General features: G+C 38.1%; 17 protein-coding genes. 3 read left to right on the top strand and 14 right to left on the bottom strand.

Annotated elements, in window-relative coordinates; genetic code table 11:
- The first annotated feature begins 75 nt into the window (after nucleotides 1-75).
- Both recU and CSE16_RS06220 read left to right on the top strand, forming a co-directional pair.
- Nucleotides 76-726, top strand: a complete 651-nt coding sequence (gene recU / locus CSE16_RS06225) for a Holliday junction resolvase RecU (protein ID WP_099423104.1) — start codon at nucleotides 76-78, stop codon at nucleotides 724-726.
- Between the two features lies 1 nt (nucleotide 727).
- The gene (locus CSE16_RS06220; RefSeq protein WP_099423103.1) at nucleotides 728-3,400 is read left to right on the top strand and encodes a penicillin-binding protein 1A; all 2,673 of its coding nucleotides are present in this window, start codon (nucleotides 728-730) and stop codon (nucleotides 3,398-3,400) included.
- A gap of 131 nt (nucleotides 3,401-3,531) precedes the next feature.
- On the opposite strand, the gene CSE16_RS06215 is transcribed toward CSE16_RS06220, so the two are convergent.
- From CSE16_RS06215 to lpdA, 11 genes are all read right to left on the bottom strand, one after another.
- On the bottom strand, nucleotides 3,532-3,873 hold the full coding sequence (locus CSE16_RS06215) for a YpoC family protein (RefSeq protein WP_099423102.1): 342 nt from the start codon (nucleotides 3,871-3,873) through the stop codon (nucleotides 3,532-3,534).
- Nucleotides 3,870-4,529, bottom strand: coding sequence for an endonuclease III (gene nth, locus CSE16_RS06210; RefSeq protein WP_099423101.1), 660 nt, complete (start codon nucleotides 4,527-4,529; stop codon nucleotides 3,870-3,872). The genes CSE16_RS06215 and nth overlap by 4 nt, the downstream gene beginning before the upstream one ends.
- A gap of 12 nt (nucleotides 4,530-4,541) precedes the next feature.
- Nucleotides 4,542-5,261: a DnaD domain-containing protein gene (locus CSE16_RS06205; RefSeq protein WP_099423100.1), complete on the bottom strand. Its 720-nt coding sequence runs from the start codon at nucleotides 5,259-5,261 to the stop codon at nucleotides 4,542-4,544.
- A 109-nt stretch (nucleotides 5,262-5,370) separates the two neighbouring features.
- Nucleotides 5,371-6,666 carry an asparagine--tRNA ligase gene (gene asnS / locus CSE16_RS06200; protein ID WP_099423099.1) on the bottom strand — a complete coding sequence of 432 codons (1,296 nt, stop codon included), beginning with the start codon at nucleotides 6,664-6,666 and terminating at the stop codon, nucleotides 5,371-5,373.
- 277 nt (nucleotides 6,667-6,943) lie between these two features.
- Nucleotides 6,944-8,137, bottom strand: a complete 1,194-nt coding sequence (locus CSE16_RS06195) for a pyridoxal phosphate-dependent aminotransferase (RefSeq protein ID WP_099423098.1) — start codon at nucleotides 8,135-8,137, stop codon at nucleotides 6,944-6,946.
- A 13-nt stretch (nucleotides 8,138-8,150) separates the two neighbouring features.
- Complete coding sequence (locus CSE16_RS06190) at nucleotides 8,151-8,633, bottom strand: cell wall elongation regulator TseB-like domain-containing protein (RefSeq protein WP_099423097.1); 483 nt, start codon at nucleotides 8,631-8,633, stop codon at nucleotides 8,151-8,153.
- Nucleotides 8,634-8,736: 103 nt separating this feature from the next.
- Nucleotides 8,737-11,514 carry an ATP-dependent DNA helicase DinG gene (gene dinG / locus CSE16_RS06185; protein ID WP_099423096.1) on the bottom strand — a complete coding sequence of 926 codons (2,778 nt, stop codon included), beginning with the start codon at nucleotides 11,512-11,514 and terminating at the stop codon, nucleotides 8,737-8,739.
- Nucleotides 11,515-12,253: 739 nt separating this feature from the next.
- Nucleotides 12,254-13,399 (bottom strand): cation:proton antiporter, encoded by a 1,146-nt coding sequence (locus tag CSE16_RS06175; RefSeq protein WP_099423094.1) that lies wholly within the window; start codon nucleotides 13,397-13,399, stop codon nucleotides 12,254-12,256.
- Nucleotides 13,400-13,720: 321 nt separating this feature from the next.
- Entirely contained in the window at nucleotides 13,721-14,701 is a 981-nt protein-coding gene (locus CSE16_RS06170; protein ID WP_157764756.1) for a YeiH family protein, read from the bottom strand.
- A gap of 100 nt (nucleotides 14,702-14,801) precedes the next feature.
- Nucleotides 14,802-15,140, bottom strand: coding sequence for a transketolase (locus tag CSE16_RS06165; protein ID WP_099423092.1), 339 nt, complete (start codon nucleotides 15,138-15,140; stop codon nucleotides 14,802-14,804).
- A gap of 168 nt (nucleotides 15,141-15,308) precedes the next feature.
- Nucleotides 15,309-16,643, bottom strand: a complete 1,335-nt coding sequence (lpdA, locus tag CSE16_RS06160; RefSeq protein WP_099423091.1) for a dihydrolipoyl dehydrogenase — start codon at nucleotides 16,641-16,643, stop codon at nucleotides 15,309-15,311.
- 243 nt (nucleotides 16,644-16,886) lie between these two features.
- Here lpdA and hmpA point away from each other — a divergent pair, with 243 nt between their 5' ends.
- Nucleotides 16,887-18,095, top strand: coding sequence for an NO-inducible flavohemoprotein (gene hmpA / locus CSE16_RS06155; RefSeq protein WP_099423090.1), 1,209 nt, complete (start codon nucleotides 16,887-16,889; stop codon nucleotides 18,093-18,095).
- A gap of 390 nt (nucleotides 18,096-18,485) precedes the next feature.
- Here hmpA and CSE16_RS06150 read toward each other — a convergent pair whose 3' ends face one another.
- From CSE16_RS06150 to CSE16_RS06140, 3 genes are all read right to left on the bottom strand, one after another.
- Nucleotides 18,486-18,905 (bottom strand): HIT family protein, encoded by a 420-nt coding sequence (locus CSE16_RS06150; protein ID WP_099423089.1) that lies wholly within the window; start codon nucleotides 18,903-18,905, stop codon nucleotides 18,486-18,488.
- Nucleotides 18,906-19,035: 130 nt separating this feature from the next.
- Nucleotides 19,036-19,362: a nucleoside triphosphate pyrophosphohydrolase gene (locus tag CSE16_RS06145; RefSeq protein WP_099423088.1), complete on the bottom strand. Its 327-nt coding sequence runs from the start codon at nucleotides 19,360-19,362 to the stop codon at nucleotides 19,036-19,038.
- Between the two features lie 210 nt (nucleotides 19,363-19,572).
- Nucleotides 19,573-20,685: a GerAB/ArcD/ProY family transporter gene (locus tag CSE16_RS06140; protein ID WP_099423087.1), complete on the bottom strand. Its 1,113-nt coding sequence runs from the start codon at nucleotides 20,683-20,685 to the stop codon at nucleotides 19,573-19,575.
- Nucleotides 20,686-20,700 lie beyond the last annotated feature (15 nt).

Below are 20,700 nucleotides of genomic sequence, written 5' to 3'. Positions count from 1 at the left end.
TCAGAATTTATATTCATTCCACAGCTTTATGATAAACTAATAACGTGTGGAAATGATTAGAAAGAAGGTGATTTCATGGTCATACGTTATCCTAATGGAAAACTATATAGTGCCTCACCTGAAAAAGCTTCGGAATCAAGCCCAATTGTTCTGAAGAAAAAACGCGAAATTTCGTATAGTAACCGCGGGAAAAGTCTTGAAGATGATTTAAATGAAACGAATTTGTTTTATTTACAGCAAAAATTGGCAAATATTCATAAGAAACCTGTTCCCATACAAATCGTCAAAGTAGATTATCCGGCAAGAAGTGCAGCGGTTATTCGTGAAGCGTATTTCCGTACCCCTTCGACAACGGATTATAATGGCGTATGGAATGGTTATTATATCGACTTTGAAGCGAAGGAAACTGAAAATAAAACTTCCTTTCCTCTTCAAAATATTCATGCACATCAAATCGAGCATATGAAATCCGTGGAATGCCAAAATGGAATTGCATTTTTCATCATTCGTTTTTCAAAACTTGGGCGCAATTTTGTGCTGCCCTTTCAAGTGATCGAGCAGTTTTGGACAATGATGCAAAATGGGAGTAGAAAGTCGATTCCTTTAGCCATTTTTGAGCAGCAAGCAATCGAAATTAAGGAAGGTTACATGCCGCGCATTGATTATTTACAAGCTGTAAAAAAGTTCATCGCAGACAAAAATGTTTGTGAAAGTGAGGAGAAATAACGTGTCAGAAAAAAAGCGAACTCGCGAAGATATTAAACGCGAGCGTCAATCACAAAAGAAAAAAACACAACCGAAATCATCCCTCGGTACATGGGTAAAACGAATCTTCTTAAGCGTCGTTTTACTAGGAGTCATCGGATTATTAGGTGGAGCTGGGCTGTTCGCCTATTATGTAAGTAGCGCGCCAGAATTAGATGAAGAATTATTAAAAGACCCAATTTCATCTGAATTTTATGATGTTAATGGAGAGCTTTTTGCCACAATTGGTGCTGAAAAACGTAACTATGTAAAATATGAAGATATTCCAGTTCAAATGCGAGATGCCATTATCGCGACAGAAGATTCACGATTTTTTGAACATCCCGGAATCGATATTTGGCGACTTGGTAGTGCAGTCATTGCCAATGTCCGAGATGGCTTCGGGGCACAAGGCGCAAGTACGATTACACAACAAGTTGTAAAAAATTCATTTTTTGAGAACGAGAAAAAATTAAAGCGTAAAGCACAAGAAGCTTGGCTTGCGATTCAATTAGAGCGCAAATATTCAAAAGAAGAAATTTTTGAAATGTACTTCAATAAAATACTCATGTCTGGTCGTATTTACGGTTTCGGTACAGCCGCTAAAGAATTTTACGGCAAAGAATTAGATGAATTAACATTGGATGAAGCTGCTTTACTTGCAGGTATGCCGCAAAGTCCAAATAATTATAACCCGTATAAAAATCCAGAACGTGCAGAAAAACGACGTAATATCGTCCTTTCATTAATGGTTCAGCATGATAAAATTTCGCAAGCTGATGCTGATTTAGCGAAAACTGCCAACGTAACAGCTGGCTTATTACCTGAAGAAAAACGTATTGCGAACACAACAACGAAATATCCTGCATTTTTAGACGTCGTTTTATCAGAGTTAGAGAAAAATGGGGATACGGATTTACTTTCAGAAGGTATTAAAGTGTATACAACATTAGATCCAGAGGCACAAAAAATTGTTGAAAATACGATGAACGATGACAGTAACTTCCCAAATGAAAATATTCAAGCGGGTGTCGCAGTCGTTGATACGAAAACAGGGGCATTACGCGCGGTTGGTGGTGGCCGTAATTATACTGGACTAAACTATAACCACGCTTACGACCTAACAACGCGTTCACCTGGTTCGACAATAAAACCATTAGCTGATTATGGTCCTGCTTTTGAATATTTAAAATGGTCTACAGGGACAACAACGGTTGATGAAAAAATTACGTATACAGGATCGAAACAAGTTATTACAAACTGGGATAGTAAATATGGTGGTCCAATGACGATACGTGAAGCACTTTATACTTCTCGTAACATTCCCGCTGTAAAGACATTCCGTGAAGTCGGCGCCGATCGTTCAAAACAGTTTTTAGCGAATGTAGGTATTCAAACGGACAAACAACTTGTGGAATCTGATGCCATTGGTGGTGGTCACGTTTCGATTTCACCAATTCAAATGGCTGCTTCTTATGCGGCTTTCGGAAATAACGGAACATATAATGATGCCCATGCAGTATCAAAAATTGTTTTCCGTGATGGCAAATCATCGAAATCCTATGAACCGAAACCAACGATTGCGATGAGCGACTATACAGCGTATATGGTGACGGACGTTTTACGTGACGTTGTCAGTACTAAACGAAACGCCTCAGCAAGAAGAGCAATGGTTTCAGGAGTAGACATTGCGGGTAAAACAGGGACAACAAACTATTCGTCTGATGAATTTAGTAAATACAATTTAAAGAAAGATTCAGTACCAGACACTTGGTTTGCAGGCTATACAACGAATTATTCGATTGCCATTTGGGGTGGCCATACACTGCGTAAAGATGCCATTACGACATGGGATGAACGCTGGATGCCACAAACTTTATTCAAAACGATTATGACAGATTTAGATAGCTACAACCCATCATCTTCGTTTAAGCAGCCAAGCTCAGTTGTTTCTGCAACGATTGAAGTTGGATCAAATCCGCTAAAACTGGCGAGTGAATATACACCAGAATCTCACCGCAGAACTGAGTTATTTGTAAAAGGAACGGAACCAAAAGAAGTATCTGAAAAGTTCGTACAAGAGAAAGTGGATGCTCCGACAAAACTGAAAGCACTATACAATGAAACTGCACAGTTAGTCGATTTAACGTGGGCACACCCTTCGCTTACACAAGAGGATGGTTCACCTGTAACGTTTGAAGTGACGATGCAAGCAGATGGAGAGGCGCCAACAGTCGTTTCCGTCTCGAATTCACTAGCTATTCAAATACCAAATATTCAACCAGGGAAAACGTATAAATTCTCAGTCGTTGCAATATCCGGTGACACTCGCAGTGATCCTGCATCGGTTTCGATTGACATCAAGCAAGATACATCACTTGAGGAGCCAGATGTACCTGAAATCCCAGGTATTGATGACGAAGATTCAAACCTTCCGACAAACCCAGAGGAGCCAAATCCAGATGAAGGCAATGGTAATAATGGGAACGGGAATGGGAATGGAAACGGAAATGGAAATGGAAATGGGAACGGGAACGGGAACGGGAATAATAACAACACCGAGGAGCCAGGTACTGGGACCAATCCAATACCGCCAACCCCTCCTACTTCGCTAGAGCCAGGAGCAGAAGAAGAACCGGTTGTAGACGGCGATTAAGTTCATCTCTACTGCTTATTAAGACATTGCGCACGCTAATATTCTATGTGTGCGCAATGTCTTTTCTTATAAAATTCATAAAAAAAGACCATCCGCACATACAATTTCGTATGAGTAGAGGGTCTTTTTCGTTATAATCGTAGTCTAGCACATCGTTTTTTCGTTTCTTTATACAGTTCATCTAATTGGCGGTATGCTGCATATTGGCCAGGGCGCATTTTCACAAAGCTAAGGCGCTCCATGCCATTAATCGGCATCATTTCATATGGTGCTGTTTCAGAAAACGCTGTACTCGATTCGGAACTCGTTACGATAAAATGCTCGAATTGTTCGATAGCGCGCTGCATTAATTGTTGAACAGAAGAATCGCGCGCATCATGAGCGATATGAATCTTTTGTTGCAATTGCTCCCAGCTTTCATACCACTCATTCACTGCCTCTTTGGAAATCTTTGCTTTATTTACGGCAATCATACTTTCACCAAACCTTTTTTCAAACGCTTTTGTCCTTCTCGACAATCCGTTAGTAATGGACATGTACCACAGCCAGGATTTTGTGCCTTGCAATGATAGCGCCCAAAGAAGATGATTTGATGATGTGCACGACTCCAACGATCTATCGGCGTTTTCTTCATAATCGTTTCTTCTACTTCGAGTACATTGTCTTTCCAACGGCATAGCCCTAAACGCTTTGTTACTCGTTCTACATGCGTATCAACAGCCATCGCAGGTACATTAAACGCCACAGATAGTACTACGTTCGCTGTTTTTCGACCTACTCCGGGTAATGTCACAAGCTCTTCCCTCGTTGCAGGAACTTCCCAATTATATTCATTGATAAGCATCGCACTTAATAATTGAATGTTTTTTGCCTTATTTCGGTACAAACCTATTGAGCGAATATCATTTTGCAATTCTTCTAAAGAAACATTTAAATAATCCTGGGGTGTTTTATATTTTTTAAACAGATTTTTCGTTACTTTATTAACGAGCACATCCGTACATTGAGCAGATAAAAGAGTAGCAATTGTCAGCTCGAATGGATTGTCATGCACAAGCTCACAATGTGCATCTGGATACATTTTGTCCATCTCATCTAGAAAATGGAGCCATTGAGTTTTTGTTAACATTCGAGTTACCTCCTATTCCCTTTCCTCTAACCAATTGTAAAACGACACTTTTTTCGAAGGTTGTTGTTGTTCAGTTTGGTATGTGTTCGAAGTTGTCGTATGTTTTCGGTATTGCTCACTATGCTTTTCAACTTGCTGAAGTGTCGTAATATTTTTCTTTTTCCACTCCATTAAAATGCGATCAATATAGCGCAAATTAACTTTACTCGCTAAAACTGCTTCCTTTAACGCCGCTTTAATGATGTCTGGTGAATGCTTGTCAATATCAATCCACATACTAATCGTTTCGAGTTCAATCGGTGATAATAATCGACCAAACTCTTGTTCAAATAGTGTAAAAATCGTAGCTTCATCCACTTTGTTTGCAGTTTCAACTACTTTTTGTTGTTGCGCCTCTAAATTTTCTAATAGCCTTTCCCATAAAGGAAATAATGAATATTTTTCTGCTATTTTTCCTGTATCATCGGTGGATTGAGAAATTTCTAACATACCTTTTTGCATTAAACGTTGCAATATTTGAGAGATTTTTGAAACTTGAAAATGAGTGCGCATCATTAAATCATTAGGCGTAGGAAAATCAATTCCCTCCTGCTCAAAGCTCACTAAATGCATGACAATCAGTGCTTCGTCATCTTGAATATTCAACTCTTTATAATGTTGGAAGAAAAGATTGGGCACCGTAATGTTTCGTTGCTGTGTCCAAATGCGGATTCGATTAAAATCATTCTTCATACGGAATCCTCCTTCCTTTATCGTAATAGAAAGCGCCCGGTTTTACCCGGACGCTTTGCGGAATCTTATTTATCATTATCAGGACGCCATGACGCCATGATAAAATTATTTATGGGTATAAACGGTTTAATAAACGTGGGAATGGAATCGATTCGCGAATATGCTCCGCGCCTGAAATCCATGCAACTGTACGCTCTAAGCCTAGACCAAAGCCAGAATGAGGTACAGAACCTTGCTTACGTAGCTCTAAATACCAAGCATAGGCATCCAGTGATAAGCCGTGTTCATCAATTCGTGCTTTTAATAAATCATAATCGTGAATACGTTCAGAACCACCGATAATTTCTCCGTATCCTTCTGGTGCAATTAAGTCTGCACATAATACTACATCATCGCGCTCTGGATGCGGTTGCATGTAGAATGGCTTAATACCAGTTGGATAGCACGTAATGAATACAGGTTTATCGTATGCATTGGCAATAGCTGTTTCATGTGGTGCGCCGAAATCATCACCCCACTGAATATCGTCAAAACCTTGCTCATGTAAGAATTTAATCGCATCATCATAAGAAATACGTGGGAATGGTGCTTGAATGTTTTCTAATTTTGATGTGTCACGACCAAGACGTTCTAATTCTAGCTTACAGTTTTTTAATACCGATTGAACGATATGTGCAACGTATTGCTCTTGAACTTCTAAATTCTCTTCAAATTCTACAAATGCCATCTCCGGCTCAATCATCCAGAACTCGATTAAGTGACGACGTGTTTTTGATTTTTCAGCGCGGAATGTCGGACCGAATGAAAATACTTTTCCTAAAGCCATTGCAGCTGCTTCCATATAAAGCTGACCTGATTGAGAAAGGTACGCATCTTCATCGAAATATTTCGTATGGAATAATTCAGATGTTCCTTCAGGTGACGAACCTGTTAAAATCGGTGGATCCATTTTTGTGAATCCATTGTCATTAAAGAATTCATAAGTTGCACGAATAATTTCATTACGCACTTTCATTACCGCATGTTGCTTACGAGAACGTAACCATAAGTGACGATTGTCCATTAAGAACTCTGTACCGTGCTCTTTTGGTGTGATTGGGAAGTCTGTTGCAGCATGAATCACTTCGATGCCCGTTACATTTAATTCTGCACCGAAAGAAGAACGCTCATCCGCTTTAACCTCACCAATGATATACATCGAAGTTTCTTGCGTCATTCCTTTTGCTACTGCAAAAAGTTCTTCGCCAACTTCTTCTTTCACTACAACACCTTGTGCAAAGCCTGAGCCATCACGTAATTGTAAGAACGCTAATTTACCGCTTGAACGCTTATTTGCTAACCAAGCACCTAGTTTAATTGTTTCACCGATATGATTTGGCATATCTTTAATCATAATTTTTTTCATACAGTCCTCCAAAACTTACAGTATCATTCTAATCAATTAAGCCTCGGCTAACTCTTGTCCAGATTTTTTCGAGCAAGCTCGAAAAACTACCCTAAAAAATCTGTGCTATCCGCCGGGGCATTGGGCCAATACGATGTTGGTCACAAAGGCATGTCACAGGATGTGACGGTGTTAGCCTTTGTTCCCTTATTCAGCAAGGGGGTTAGTACCCCCTCTGTATTAAACACATATCATTCATCCTTCACTTATTTAAGTGGAGAACTTCTGATGAATCAAGTTAATCTTGCCATTTTGCTTTTACAAATGTATCAATACGACGAACTGCCTCTTCTATTAATTCTAAAGATGTTGCATACGATATGCGAATTGTTGCTGGTGCGCCAAAACCTGAGCCTGGAATCACTGCAACATTAGCTTCTGTTAATAATGCGCTCGCAAAATCATCGACTGACGCATAGCCTGTTTTTGTAGCCGCTTCCGATACATCTGGTAATAAATAAAATGCGCCTTGTGGTAATAATACTTTTACACCAGGAATCGCAGCTACTTTAGGGAAAATCGCTTCTAAACGTGATTCAAACGCCTGACGCATTTCTTCAACAGCTATCTGTGGACCATTATAGGCTTCAATCGCCGCATATTGTGCCGTCGTTGTTGCATTCGAAGTTGAATGAGATGCTAAATCTGTCATCGCATTAATTATCACTGAATCACCGGCCGCGTAACCAATACGCCACCCTGTCATCGAATGTGATTTAGCTACACCATTGATTACAATAGTGCGTGCTTTAATTTGCTCTGAAAGTTGTGCAATCGAAAAATGCTCTACTCCATTGTAAACAAGCTTTTCATAAATTTCATCTGAAACGATTAAAATATCTTTTTGCTCTGCAACTTTTGCCAGCTCAGCTAACTCTTCTTTTGAATAAATCATCCCTGATGGATTAGAAGGAGAGTTAATAATAACGGCTTTTGTTTTAGGTGTAATCGCATCACTTAATTGTTGAGCTGTAATTTTATAGTCTTGCTCAGCAGTACCTTCAACATAAACAGGTACGCCGCCAGCTAGCTTCACTTGTTCTGGATAAGAAACCCAGTACGGTATTGGAATGATGACTTCATCGCCCTCATTTAAAATTACTTGGAACAATGTGTACAGTACGTGTTTCGCTCCAACACCAACTAATATTTCATTTGCTTTGTATGTAAGTCCATTATCGCGAGATAGTTTATCGATAATCGCTTGCTTTAACGCAGGTAAGCCCCCAGCTGGCGTATACTTTGTTAAACCCTCGTCCATTGACTTTTTTGCCGCATTTAAAATGTTTTCCGGCGTATTGAAATCAGGTTCACCTGCTCCTAAGCCAATAACGTCAATACCTTGTGCTTTTAGCTCTTTTGCTTTAGCTGTAATAGCCAAAGTTGTAGATGGTGTTAAAGTTTTTACACGGTTTGCTAACAATTGTTTCATGTCCATTTCTCCTCTACAAATTCAATATGCGTTTCCACCATTGCCCGTCTTCAAACAAGAGATACACATAGTTTAAACTGCCAGATTCACTCATATAGGTTATTTCCCATACGGCACCTGGCTCCTCAAAACCTAACTTTGTATGAAGCACCTTTTGTACAGATGTTTCCTTAGTAAAGACGGTTAATGCCTCTTGTTCTGTAATGCCGTCCTGCAAAAAAACTTCCTGCATTGAATTTTCTTCTAAACTCATCGGGACGAAAATTGCTTTCTCTTTACCATATTCATCTACCCCGAATACAGTAATGTACGGCTTATTTCCGTTATAAACATAGGACTCCGAAATGACTGCCAGCGCCTTCGTATCAAGCGCCAGCTCCTCAGCTTTTTGTTCTATATCATTAAACGGTGCATTCGCTTTCCAGAGTACTAATACTGAAATGACAAGTGACAAAGATAAAATAAAGACTACACCAAATATTAACCAGTTTTTCATGCCGTCACCTGTTTACATATAGTATATACATGACATGCATCAAATGCTGAGCTACTTTTTAAATTTTGTTTCATATTTGTCGACCTGCTTTCCTTCCTCATCGTTATTTATTATACCAACTTCCAAGCTGTTGTACCATAGTATCAAGTGGCAGTTTTTGTACGGAAATGGGCGGTAATGCCTCGATAAACTCCGAACCATATGATTTCGCATCAATTCGGCGATCCAAAATAATAAATACGCCTCGATCTTGGCTAGAACGAATTAATCTACCGAATCCTTGCTTAAAACGCAAAATCGCTTCAGGTAAGGATAATTCCGTAAACGAATTTCGTCCTTGCTGTTGTATAAATTGTGCACGCGCCTTAAACGTTGGCTCATCCGGTGAAGAAAATGGCAGCCGAACGACAATGACCGATGATAATCCATCACCAGGTACGTCGACACCTTCCCAAAAGCTATTTGTACCAAAGAGTACAGAATGATTAAATTTTTGGAAAGATTTTAGTAACCGCATACGACTGCCCGCAGTAACCCCTTGCGCAAACAGCATATAGTCATTTAACAGCTCACTTTCTTGAATCAGCTCAACTGTTTTACGAAGCATGTCTTGTGAAGTGAATAACACAAAACATCTTCCTTGTGTCATACGTACCACATTCGTTACAGCATTGGCCACTTCTTCGATATAATCATTTTGCGAAACCGTTTGAATATCTGGCATATCCGTGACAATATATGCTTTTGCCCCTGCATAATAGCTCGCTGGCGCCTGAAGCTTTTCAATCGTTACTTGCGAATCGATTCCCAACTGGTTCGTAATAAATCGCTCGTTATTTGGCACTGCTAGCGTTCCAGAAGTCCAAATAACCGCACACTTTTCACGGATAGGGGTAAATAATTTCGTAATTGTTTGGGTAACATCTATCGGTTTTTTAAATATTTGAATACTTCCTGGGACACTTCTACGATCTATTTCTAACCAGCAAGAGTAGCTATTTTCTTCCTTAAGGAAAACTTCATCCCATTCAGATATTTTTAATTTAAATTCACGAATCCAATAATTCCATTGGTCAATTAAATAGTGGTGCTCTGGCGCTAGTTCTTCCACTCCTGAACGGAACAGTATTTCTACTTGCTGCGCTTCATCTATCCATCGCTGCACCGCCATCGTTACATTTGAAAATACGTCCACTGGTAGGTGTAATTCAGCTAAAAACACCGTAAGCTTGAGCTCTTTTTTATTTGTAATTTTTGAATGTTGGACATGTCGGATGAATACTTGGATTGCCTCATCAAATGCAGCGACCATTTGGTTAAAACGTTTTTCAACTTGCTGTAAAGTCGATTGATGAATCAACTGTTTTTTTATAGAGGCCCGCTTAATCCGATAGAAAAGCTGCTCATCTTCAACATTACCAATTTGGCCAAATAAGTATTTCCAATTCATATACGTAAAAATCTTTTCATCTTGACTAATGGCTGCTTGAACAAATTGATGTGCTTCATCAATAACCCAGCCACCAATTTCATTGAAAATTTGCTCATGTCTCACTAAATCCGCTAACAGCATCGCATGATTCGTCACGATAATTTGTGCATGTCGACTATTTTGAATGGCGCGCGCGTAAAAATCATACAGCGGCATCGTTGTTTTCGGCAATTCGGTTTTTCGAATTTTATCGATTAATAGTTGACCACCACCCGAAACATTCAGTTCACTGAAATCACCCGTTTCTGTCTTCGTTAGCCATATTAACGTTTGGAGCAGTGTAAATGTTTCATCATACGATTCATCGGATGCTTTTAACATTTGTTCAAACTTTTCTACATCAATATAATGATTCATACCTTTTAATAAAGAGATTTTAACGGGCTGACCTAAAATTTGTTCTAAAATCGGAATTTCATTTTGCAGGAGCTGGTCTAGTAAATGCGATGTATAGGTACTAATACCAACCTTTTTTCCTGTTTGCAACGCATAAAATATCGACGGTAATAAATAGCCCATCGTTTTCCCAATTCCTGTCGAAGCTTCAATGACATGCTCTGATTTGGCATTTAAATGATGCCAAATACTGTCCATCATTTGAAATTGCTGTGGACGTTCTTCTGATTGCGGCATACCTTTACGTAAGTATGCCATCTTTTCTGCAACCGTAAACGGATATGGAATATTACCTTCTTGAACTTTGGGTGTCGGTGCCATTTTACGAATCGCAAGCTTTTTGTAATAAACATGGTCATTGCTATCCGTAGCTTTCATTCGCTTGACATAAAGTGCGTCAAAAAACAATTGGGATAAATTCGTCTTCAAACGAAACGAACGCTTATGCAACTGTTCAAGCGTATTTTGCGGTAAAGTTAATAACTCTTCCCAGCAGCGCTTCAATAAATAGGCAGTTGCGAGTGCATCATCATCCGCTCGATGCGCGCTTTCAAGTGGAATATTTAAATCACCGGCTAAATCCCCTAACTTATAGCTAAATGACATTGGAAATAAAATTTTCGCTAATTCGACTGTGTCTATTTTTTTGCCATACCATTTAGGTAGTCCTGCGCGTTTAAATTCTGCTTGTAAAAAGGACAAGTCAAAATCGGTATTATGCGCAACAAATATCGTGTCTTGTAATAATTCATAAATTTTATGTGCATGCATTTCGAAAGGTTGAGCATTTGCTACATCTTTATCCGTAATATTCGTTAAATCTTGAATAAAGAGCGGAATAGACTTTCCTGGATGAATAAAAGTGGAAAACTTTTTTGTCACCTGCCAATCTTCCATGATGACAAGCGCAAATTGAATCATTCGATCGCCATTCATAGGAGAATGCCCTGTCGTTTCGATATCAACAATCGCATATTTTTGACTTTCTTTCATAAGGGTTCAACTCACAGTTCAAATAATAATAACAAAATTTTATCACAGTTCCGTATAAGTAGTCATGCAAATACGAATAAAGGAAAAGGTTATTTTTTATTACTCTTTTTTAATGTAGTTACATGACAATATTCAATGAAGTTTGGCATTCCTTCTATATGATATAAGCATTCTATTATGGATTCTAAAAAGTGTGCGCTTTTTGGGCTGGCTAAGCACATAAGTCACACAGCTTTGTACTTTGTGCAAGGCCAACCTTTAAACACGTTTGTAACTCTGAAACTTACTGGATTTATGGCGCCGCTTGCCGTGGGAGGCAGCGGTTTCTTAAATAGATTCTTCCCTTACAACGACTTACTCGGTGATAAAAGACAAAGGATGCAGTTAATAGACATTCCCACTCCATTAATTGACAACTTCGTCACCTCACTGAAACGTGTAAACAGAGGTCATGTACTGTATGAACAGATTTTTACGTTGAGATTTTTTTACAAAAAAATCCTAGCGACGCAAATAATATGCGACGCTAGGATTACTAGTTATGTAGGGTGTGCAGGGGCTCATCTCCCTGCACAATGCAAAAGCTTCCCAGCAAATCCGTGCTGTTGGATGGACGCTTTTGTTGTGAAGTCAAATACTTCACTGAGGTTTTGGCACCTAATTAATAGAATACAATAATTCAATCCTTTTTACAATGATTAATTGTGGAAACGTAGAAATCATCCAACTGATTCAATTTTTATTTTTGGTGACGACGATCACCGAAGACACCTTTTAACATTGGTGGTGTAACAATTGTTGTTAGAATAATAACAATAACCATTGGCGTATAATCTTCCGCTGGTAATAAACCGCTCGATAATCCCATCGCAGCAAGAATTAATGCTACTTCACCACGTGAAACCATTCCCGATCCAATTCCTGCAGATGATTTCCAATTGAATCCAGCCATTTTTGCACCAAGACCAGAACCAATTAATTTAGATAAGATCGCAACAATTGAGAAAACTACTAAAAACCAAATATTTTCTGTAATTCCATCAAAAGTAACAGACAATCCAATACTTACGAAGAAGAATGGAACGAATAATCCACCTGCAAGTGGCTCCACTTTATGTTCAATTGCTTCTTTAAACTCTGTACGTCCAATCGCAATTCCCACGAAGAAAGCACCAATAATCGCAGCAATACCAAAGTAGTGCTCACCAATATAGGCCATAGCAAAACAAGCGATTAATCCAGCGCTCAGCACAGCTTCTGTTATTTTTAATCGTGAGAATGCCTTTAAGTATGGCGGAATAACCCATCTTGCAACAACAAATAATAGAATAAAGAAGAATACTTTCCCTCCAATTAATACTGGAATGGATACATCATCTCCAAGCAAGAAGCTCATGGCAACGGCTAGTAAAACGACAACAATAATGTCATCTAGAACGGCCGCACCTAATAATACAGAACCTTCTTTACTTTTTAGCCAACCAATTTCGTTCAATGTTTGAACCGAAATACTAACGGAAGTAGCAGCTAGCGTTAAACCTATGAAAATAGCTTGTCCTTGTGAAAGACCAAATGATAAAGCGAGCGGATAACTCATTAAGATCGGTAAAAGAATACCGCCTAATGCAACATATACCGCACCTTTCATATTGGCATTTAATTCTTCTAAATCTGTTTCTAAACCTGCTAAAAACATTAACAAAATAACACCAATTTCACTAAATGTTTTCATAATTTCATTGTCAGTAACCCAACCTAACATTGCAGGACCGATTAAAATACCAATTAATATTTTCCCTAGAACAGATGGTTGTCCTAATCGAACACTAAAGTGCCCGGCAATTTTCGTTGCTAAAAGTACGATAACAATTTGAAAAATAAACATATATATCCCCTCTCTTTAATACAAAAAGGCATGGAGGTGCCAGTGTTGACTGACTCCTCCATGCCTTACCTATGTATTAGAATATTTTAATAGTAACAAAAATCTATTATAACATGCAACTATTAAACTCGTTTTTAGAATATTATTTATTTTCTTTCCATTCCGATTCAAATATGAACCGCAAGAAAATAAAGCGTCCAGTGGTTGTAACAGATCTTGATGGGAGTTAATTATGTATAGGCCTGCAAGCTGCAGACTTATACACAATTCAAATTAGGACGCAATTACGCATCATTTAAATAGAGCAATTCTTTACCGTACTTATACTAAAATCAGCATGGATGCAAATAAAATAACCGACGTCAATGTAAGTAATAACAATGGACGGATTGCTTTTGCTTGAAGTTGTTTTAAATTAATTGATAAACCTAAACCCGCCATTGACATTGCCAATAAAAATGACGCAAATGTGGCGATGGATTGTTGCGTCTCGCTAGTCATCCAGCCGTTTTCAAGTGTAATTGTACTAATGATGGAAATCGCTAAAAATCCGAGTACAAAATACGGGAACGGTGGCTTTTGCGTATTTTCAGTTTGTTGCTTACGCGATACAACCCATACAATAATCATCGTGACTGGTACGAGTAATAATACGCGACTCAATTTCGCTAAAAATGCTGGTGCTAAAGACGCATCACCAAACGCCGCGCCAGCTAAAGCCGCATGTGCTACTTCATGAACGCTAAGTCCAACCCATTGTCCATAAACTTCTGGTGACATTTGCATAACATTACCCAAAAATGGCATGGCTAGCGCAAACAGCGTTCCAACAAGTGAAATCATCCCAACCGCAAGCGCCGTGTCATCATCATTCGCCCGCACAATAGGTGAGATTGCTCCAATGGCAGCTGCACCGCAAATTCCAGTACCCCCTCCAAGTAAGAGCGCAAATGTCGAATCCACCTTTAGCCATTTTGCTAAGAGCAGCGTGACACCTATTCCAATTATTACAGCAAAAATAGCGCGAATTAAATAAGGTAGCCCCTCATCAAAAATGACCATCATATTTAAACGAACTCCGTATAAAACGATTGCAAAACGAAGAATTTTTTTTGATGAAAAAGTAATCCCTTTTTGCCAATTTAACGGGTTAAAAAAGAAATTCCGAATGATGATTGCCATAAAAATTGCCAAGGCAAGTGGTCCAATGATTGATAAAACGGGCAATTTAGCCAAAACATAAGAACTACTCGCAATTAAAAAAGTAAGCAGAACACCGTAAATAAAATTTTTCTTATCCATAGTTATTCCTTTCAACCAATCTTCTACATAAACAATTGAAATCATTTTGAAGATTTAGGTTACCTTATTTCGAACCTTTGAAAAGCTCATAAACTCAACATTAAAAAAGCTTTGGTAAAAATTCTCGTTGGTAATTTATATTTTTTCGAAGCCAGAGTTGTAATATTTGACGATGCGTTAATAACCGCTTTTTTCGGTACTGTCGTTGCTGCGCTTCTTGTAAACTTTCGAGTAAAATTTTCGTTTCATGCAAACATTGCGCTGGTTCTACTAAAAGTTTTAAAGATGCAGTTATTAGTTGATGCTGCTGCAAGGACGCTAATAATTTGGCAAATTGCTTGCTCATCTCTGCGTAATGATCTTCTTGCTGTAAAACACTAATACAAATAATTGCGTCTTCAATTTCTTTTTCTAGTAATTTTAACGATGACTTTGACATTTCACACCTCAGCCGTCCATTTTTTCTTGTATAGCACTATTATAAATGACGTTCGGCTTTTACTAAAGTATAATTATTTTAATAGCTTTATTGCTTCGTTTTCTGACCAATTCAAATAGACATTTTGACTTAAACATCAAAATGCCTTTTCGAGTTCAACAGATTTATTCACGCATGGATTGCTTTGCCAAATACAGACCGCGCAGCATCCCCAACATGCTCACTTACTGTTGGATGCGGGAAGATCATGCGCGCTAAATCTTTCACAGAGCCGCCAAGTACTTTTGCAGCAAGCATGGAGTTAATCATCTCAGTTGCCCCATCACCAACAACACATGCCCCGTAAATGTCCCCTTCAGGACTCGCAACAAACTTCATAAAGCCTTGTGTATTCCCTTCAAGTAATGCTTTCGGGTTCGTTGGTAAATACATTTTCGTTACAATCGAATCTGCTGGTGCCTCATGCTCTAACATACCAAATGTCGCAATTTCAGGATGGGTATACACGCAGCGCGGCACTTCCTGTTGGTTAATCACTTTTGGATGTTTCCCTAAAATATAATCAACGGTATGAACACCTTCCGCACTCGCTGAATGAGCTAATTGGAAGCCTCCAACTAAATCGCCTATCGCAAAAATTCCTGGAATACTCGTTTCATAATGATTATTTACTTTAATTAAACGACCGTCCATTTGCATTTCAAGCGCTTCTGCAATTTGCGTATTTGCACGACGGCCCGTTGCAAACAATAGATTTTCATAAGGGAGCACACCAATAGATGTTTGAATTTCATTCGCTCGAATTTCTTCAAATGTAAATTCGGTAATTAATTCAACTCCTAGCTGCTTCATTTTTTCTTTAATAATTGGACGCGCATCTGGTTCCTCTGTTTGTAAAATATCTTTACTATGGTTTAACACCGTTACTTTTGTTCCCATAGGCGCTAATGCAAAGGCCATTTCAATCGCAATAACCCCACCCCCAACAATTGTTAGTTGTTTTGGTAACTCTTGAATTGAAAAGAATGTATCCGTTGTATAGTAGTTTGACGTTTCTAAGCCTTTAAATGGCGGAACAAACGGACGGCTTCCTGTAGCCAAAATTACGTTATTAGCTGTAAAGGATTCATCCCCAACAATAACTTTGCGCTCTGCTGTAACAGTAGCTTCCCCACGGAACATCGTAATTTGTGCGTTTTCGATAAATTCTTCAATATTCGTTAACAGTTGTTCGACCACTTTATCTTTTCGTTGCATCAACTTTGGGAAGTCAATGTTAATAGTAGGGACCGTAATGCCCCAATCTGTCCCTCGTCGAATTTCTTGAACAAGCTTACTATGTTCTAACATAATTTTAGAAGGGATACAGCCGACATTATAGCAAGCACCCCCTACTTTATCTTTCTCTACAAGTGCCACTCTTAAGCCACTTTTTGCTGCATGGATTGCCGCAACGTATCCACCAGGACCTGCACCAATTACAGCTAAATCAAAATTCATCATATTTTCCACCTCATTTTTCACATTAGCATGACAAAATTTGGAATGCAACTTAAGTATGTGCATTTTTTTCATTTAGTTGGATATGCTATTTATATCAAAATAACATACCAGGAAAAGTAAAGTTATTTCAACACAAAGAAGTATTTAATATACATCTTTGTGTCCATTTCGTTAAAGATGTATTTTGTATATTGCTTTAAATGATTAATAGGCATATATTTATCACGAAAGGACGTGTTCAGCATGTTAGATCAACACACAATCAACGTTATTAAATCAACAGTACCAGTATTAGAAGTACACGGCGTAGCCATTACAAAAACTTTTTATAGTAATTTATTTAGGGACAATCCAACATTATTAAATATTTTTAACCATACAAACCAATCACAAGGTCGTCAACAAACCGCATTAGCTAATACGGTGTATGCCGCTGCTCAACATATCGAAAACTTAGAACCAATCGTTCCTGTAGTCGTTCAAATTGCGCATAAACACGTAAGTCTTGGCGTTTTACCAGAGCATTACCCAATTGTAGGACAATACTTGCTTGGAGCCATTAAAGAAGTATTAGGTGATGCCGCAACGGACGAAATCATCGAAGCATGGGGCAAGGCATATGGCGTTATTGCTGACATCTTCATTTCAGTTGAAGAAGATTTATATAAAGCAGCCGAGCATAATGGTGGCTGGCGTGCATTTAAACAGTTTAAAATTGTTCGCACTGAAAAAGAAAGTGACGATGTGACATCTTTCTACTTTATACCAGTAGACGGCTCAAAAGTACCAACTTATAAACCAGGACAATATGTATCAATTCGAGTAACAGCACCTGGTGAAGAATACATGCTAAATCGCCAATATACGTTATCACAACCAAGTAATGCTCAGGAATTCCGCATTTCTGTGAAACGTGAAAACGAGAATAATGTAAAAGGAAAAGTATCAAACTTCCTACATGAAGCGGCAGTTGGCACTATAATTGATGTGAGTACTCCAGCAGGTGTATTTACATACGAACCGACAAAAGCACCTGTATTATTCATTAGTGGTGGGGTTGGTGTAACGCCTTTAAACGCGATGTTCCAATCAATCGATCATAAAGAAAATGTAACATTCATCCAATGTGCACGTAACGAAAATGTACTTGCTTTCCACGAAGATATCCAAAATAAAATGAATTCATTAAACGGTCCTACTGGTTTAAAGAAGCTGTTTAGTGCGTTCAAAAAAGACAGTAATTCACATCATAAAGTGTTATACTCTGACAATAATGAGTTCATTAATGCGAATGTGCTACGTCCGATTTTAGCAAAAGATACACAAGTATATCTTTGCGGACCAGTACCATTTTTAGAAGCAGTGATTAACGCGTTACATGAGTGCAACATCCCTGACAGCCAAATTCACTTTGAATTTTTCGGCCCAGCGCTTCAACTAAATACGAAATAAATGATTGACTAGCCTATGAATGCTTATGGGCTAGTTTTTTTGTGGGGGTATTTTCACATCTTCACTAAAGCATACGTTCATCTTGTAAAAAAGAGTTCTAAAAAGTATTATGAGCGGAAGAAATGAATAAATTAAAAAAGACTACATGATGGTGGTACATCATGTAGTCTCGTAATAGCAGGTTCCCACAAAGGGACTTGCTGTTTTTCTGGTATAATAATCCATCTGAGTCTTTAACTCAATTATGGGCTATTTTTATGGTTAAATGAAAGAATTGACACAATCAATACTGCGAATGTAACTGCAAACATTCTTACTCTTGTTGTTGTGCATGCTGGGCATAGCGGATTAATTTTTCAAATCTACATTTATGAAATTCTCCCAATCTCATCATCCATTCAATATCGCGAGAAATTTCCTTTGTGTTTCCTCTAAATTAGTCGAACCTATAATCGCACCTTCTTCATCTTCTGAATAAAATGCTGCAAAATTTTGGCCTTTATATCTTGGTACAACATGCATATGGAAATGCTTTAACTCATCAAAAATACCGCCATTTTGACAGATTGTAATCCCATCCGGCTTAAACAATTGATTAATTGCCTTTGAAACGATTTTTGCTGATTCCATTAGTGCATGAGCTGTTTTCTCATCCAGTTCATCCATAAATCGAGCATGTTGTTTAGGCAACATCAACACATGCCCTTCATTAAATGGATCATGATCTAAAAAACAACACACAAATTCATCTTCATATATGACGTATACATGTTCTACTTTATTAGCTAAACGACAGCCTATACAGTTCATTTACATGCCCCTTTCTAAAAGCTTGTTTTATCCACTTATTTTATTTTTTTAGGTCAACCCCAAGTTATGGTGATGAACCCTTATCTACTTTAACACTGAAGCTAATAAATTTGATGTAATAAGTTGAAGCTTACTCATCATCCACCTCGATCAAATAAATGCCCTTCGAAAATCCACCGCGTTTCTCTTTCTTTTGAACGCGAACCTTTTCCAATTGTTCATACGACACATCGTAAACATGTAAGGCCGCATGCACGAGTTCCAAAATATCCGCAAGTTCCTCTATTGCATCGGATGGAGAAGTTGCTTCTTGGAATTCTAGTGCTTCCTCTTGCATTTTCCTTTTGATTTCTCCTAAATGATGACTCTGCCCTAGCACCTTTGTGACACATGATTTTCCACCTGCTTCAATTACTTGTGGAATCAAATCTCGCACTAATTTATGATATATTGGCATATATCCCGCACCCTTTTCTATATTTCTTCTATTATATCCCAGTTCAATCATTTCTTCATACAAAAACCCACAATAAAGTGGGCTTGTACTTCGCTTTGATTTAAAAATGAAACAAGTAAAAACACCTTTTAATGAATCGGAGCTACGGGTGATTGATCTCCTATTTAAGCTTTCAATTCCCTTAATCCTTGGATTGAGCGTTCAACTTTATTATTCAGACTTCCCTTTTTTCAAATGTGTTTTTCGTAAGGCATTTACAACTATTAATAATAGAGGTAATACGATTCCAATCGCAAAGGAATAAAATATACCGATTGTTGCATTCCATTTTTCTTGGTATATAACATTGGGGTAAATTACTAAAGAAAGGACTACGACAATCGTTCCTAATGGTATCGTTAAAGGTTTGTAGTCTTTTAAATTAAAAATTTGTGCCATCCCGAAAACCGCAGCATAAAAATAGAGGATTGTCTTAAAAAAGAGGGCGAGAATCCAAATTCCAGCCATCAACGCCTCAATGCGTTGTATAAAATTACCAATGTTTATTCTTTTAGCTAATTCATAGCTTGGATGATATTCAGCTGCCGTACTATAAGCACCTAATACTGCAATACTTAAAAATGTAAGGATGATGATGACGAATCCACCTACTAAATATCCGATATAAAAGGATTTTTTAGCTTGTTTTATATTGTTAATACATGCAGGGAAAATCATTAATAAAACAACCGTAGTGACAGAAGTAACTTCAATTAAAGATAAAGATGATTGAAGGATTGGTCTTGGTCCCACTTCAAAGATTGGCTGTATGTTTTCCAACTTAATTTCAGGTAAAATAAATAAGAATAAAAGGATAAAAAGAGCAAAGAAAAAAAAGATAAAAATTTCAGCAGAACGAGCAATTGTCTCTAAACCTAGACGGACTCCTATTACGATAACAAGTGCTAAAAGGATATTAAGGGCAGTCATCGGAGTATTTGGCATCAAATGTATATTAAGGAATGTCCCAGAATAGAACAAAAGACTTGCAGCATAAATAAAGGACATAAACACAAATAAAAGTGAGACAGCCTTCCCTATCCATTTCCCTAAAATTTTTTCGTTAATTTGGATAAAGGTAAGATTAGGGAACCATTGTGCGATGAAGCAAAATAGCCAAATAACGATTAAACCGATTATCGTCCCGACGATTGCGGCAATCCAAGCATCTTGTTTCGCTCCTTCAGCTAAAACGGATGGGATAATTAGGATGCTCGTCCCCATCGAAAAAAACGTTACTAAAACTAGAAATTGATACGAACTTATTTTTATATTTTGCATCATTTCATATCATGGCAT

The organism is Solibacillus sp. R5-41 (assembly GCF_002736105.1).
Classification (GTDB): Bacteria; Bacillota; Bacilli; order Bacillales_A; family Planococcaceae; genus Solibacillus.
This window is presented reverse-complemented; position numbering and strand designations above follow the sequence as displayed.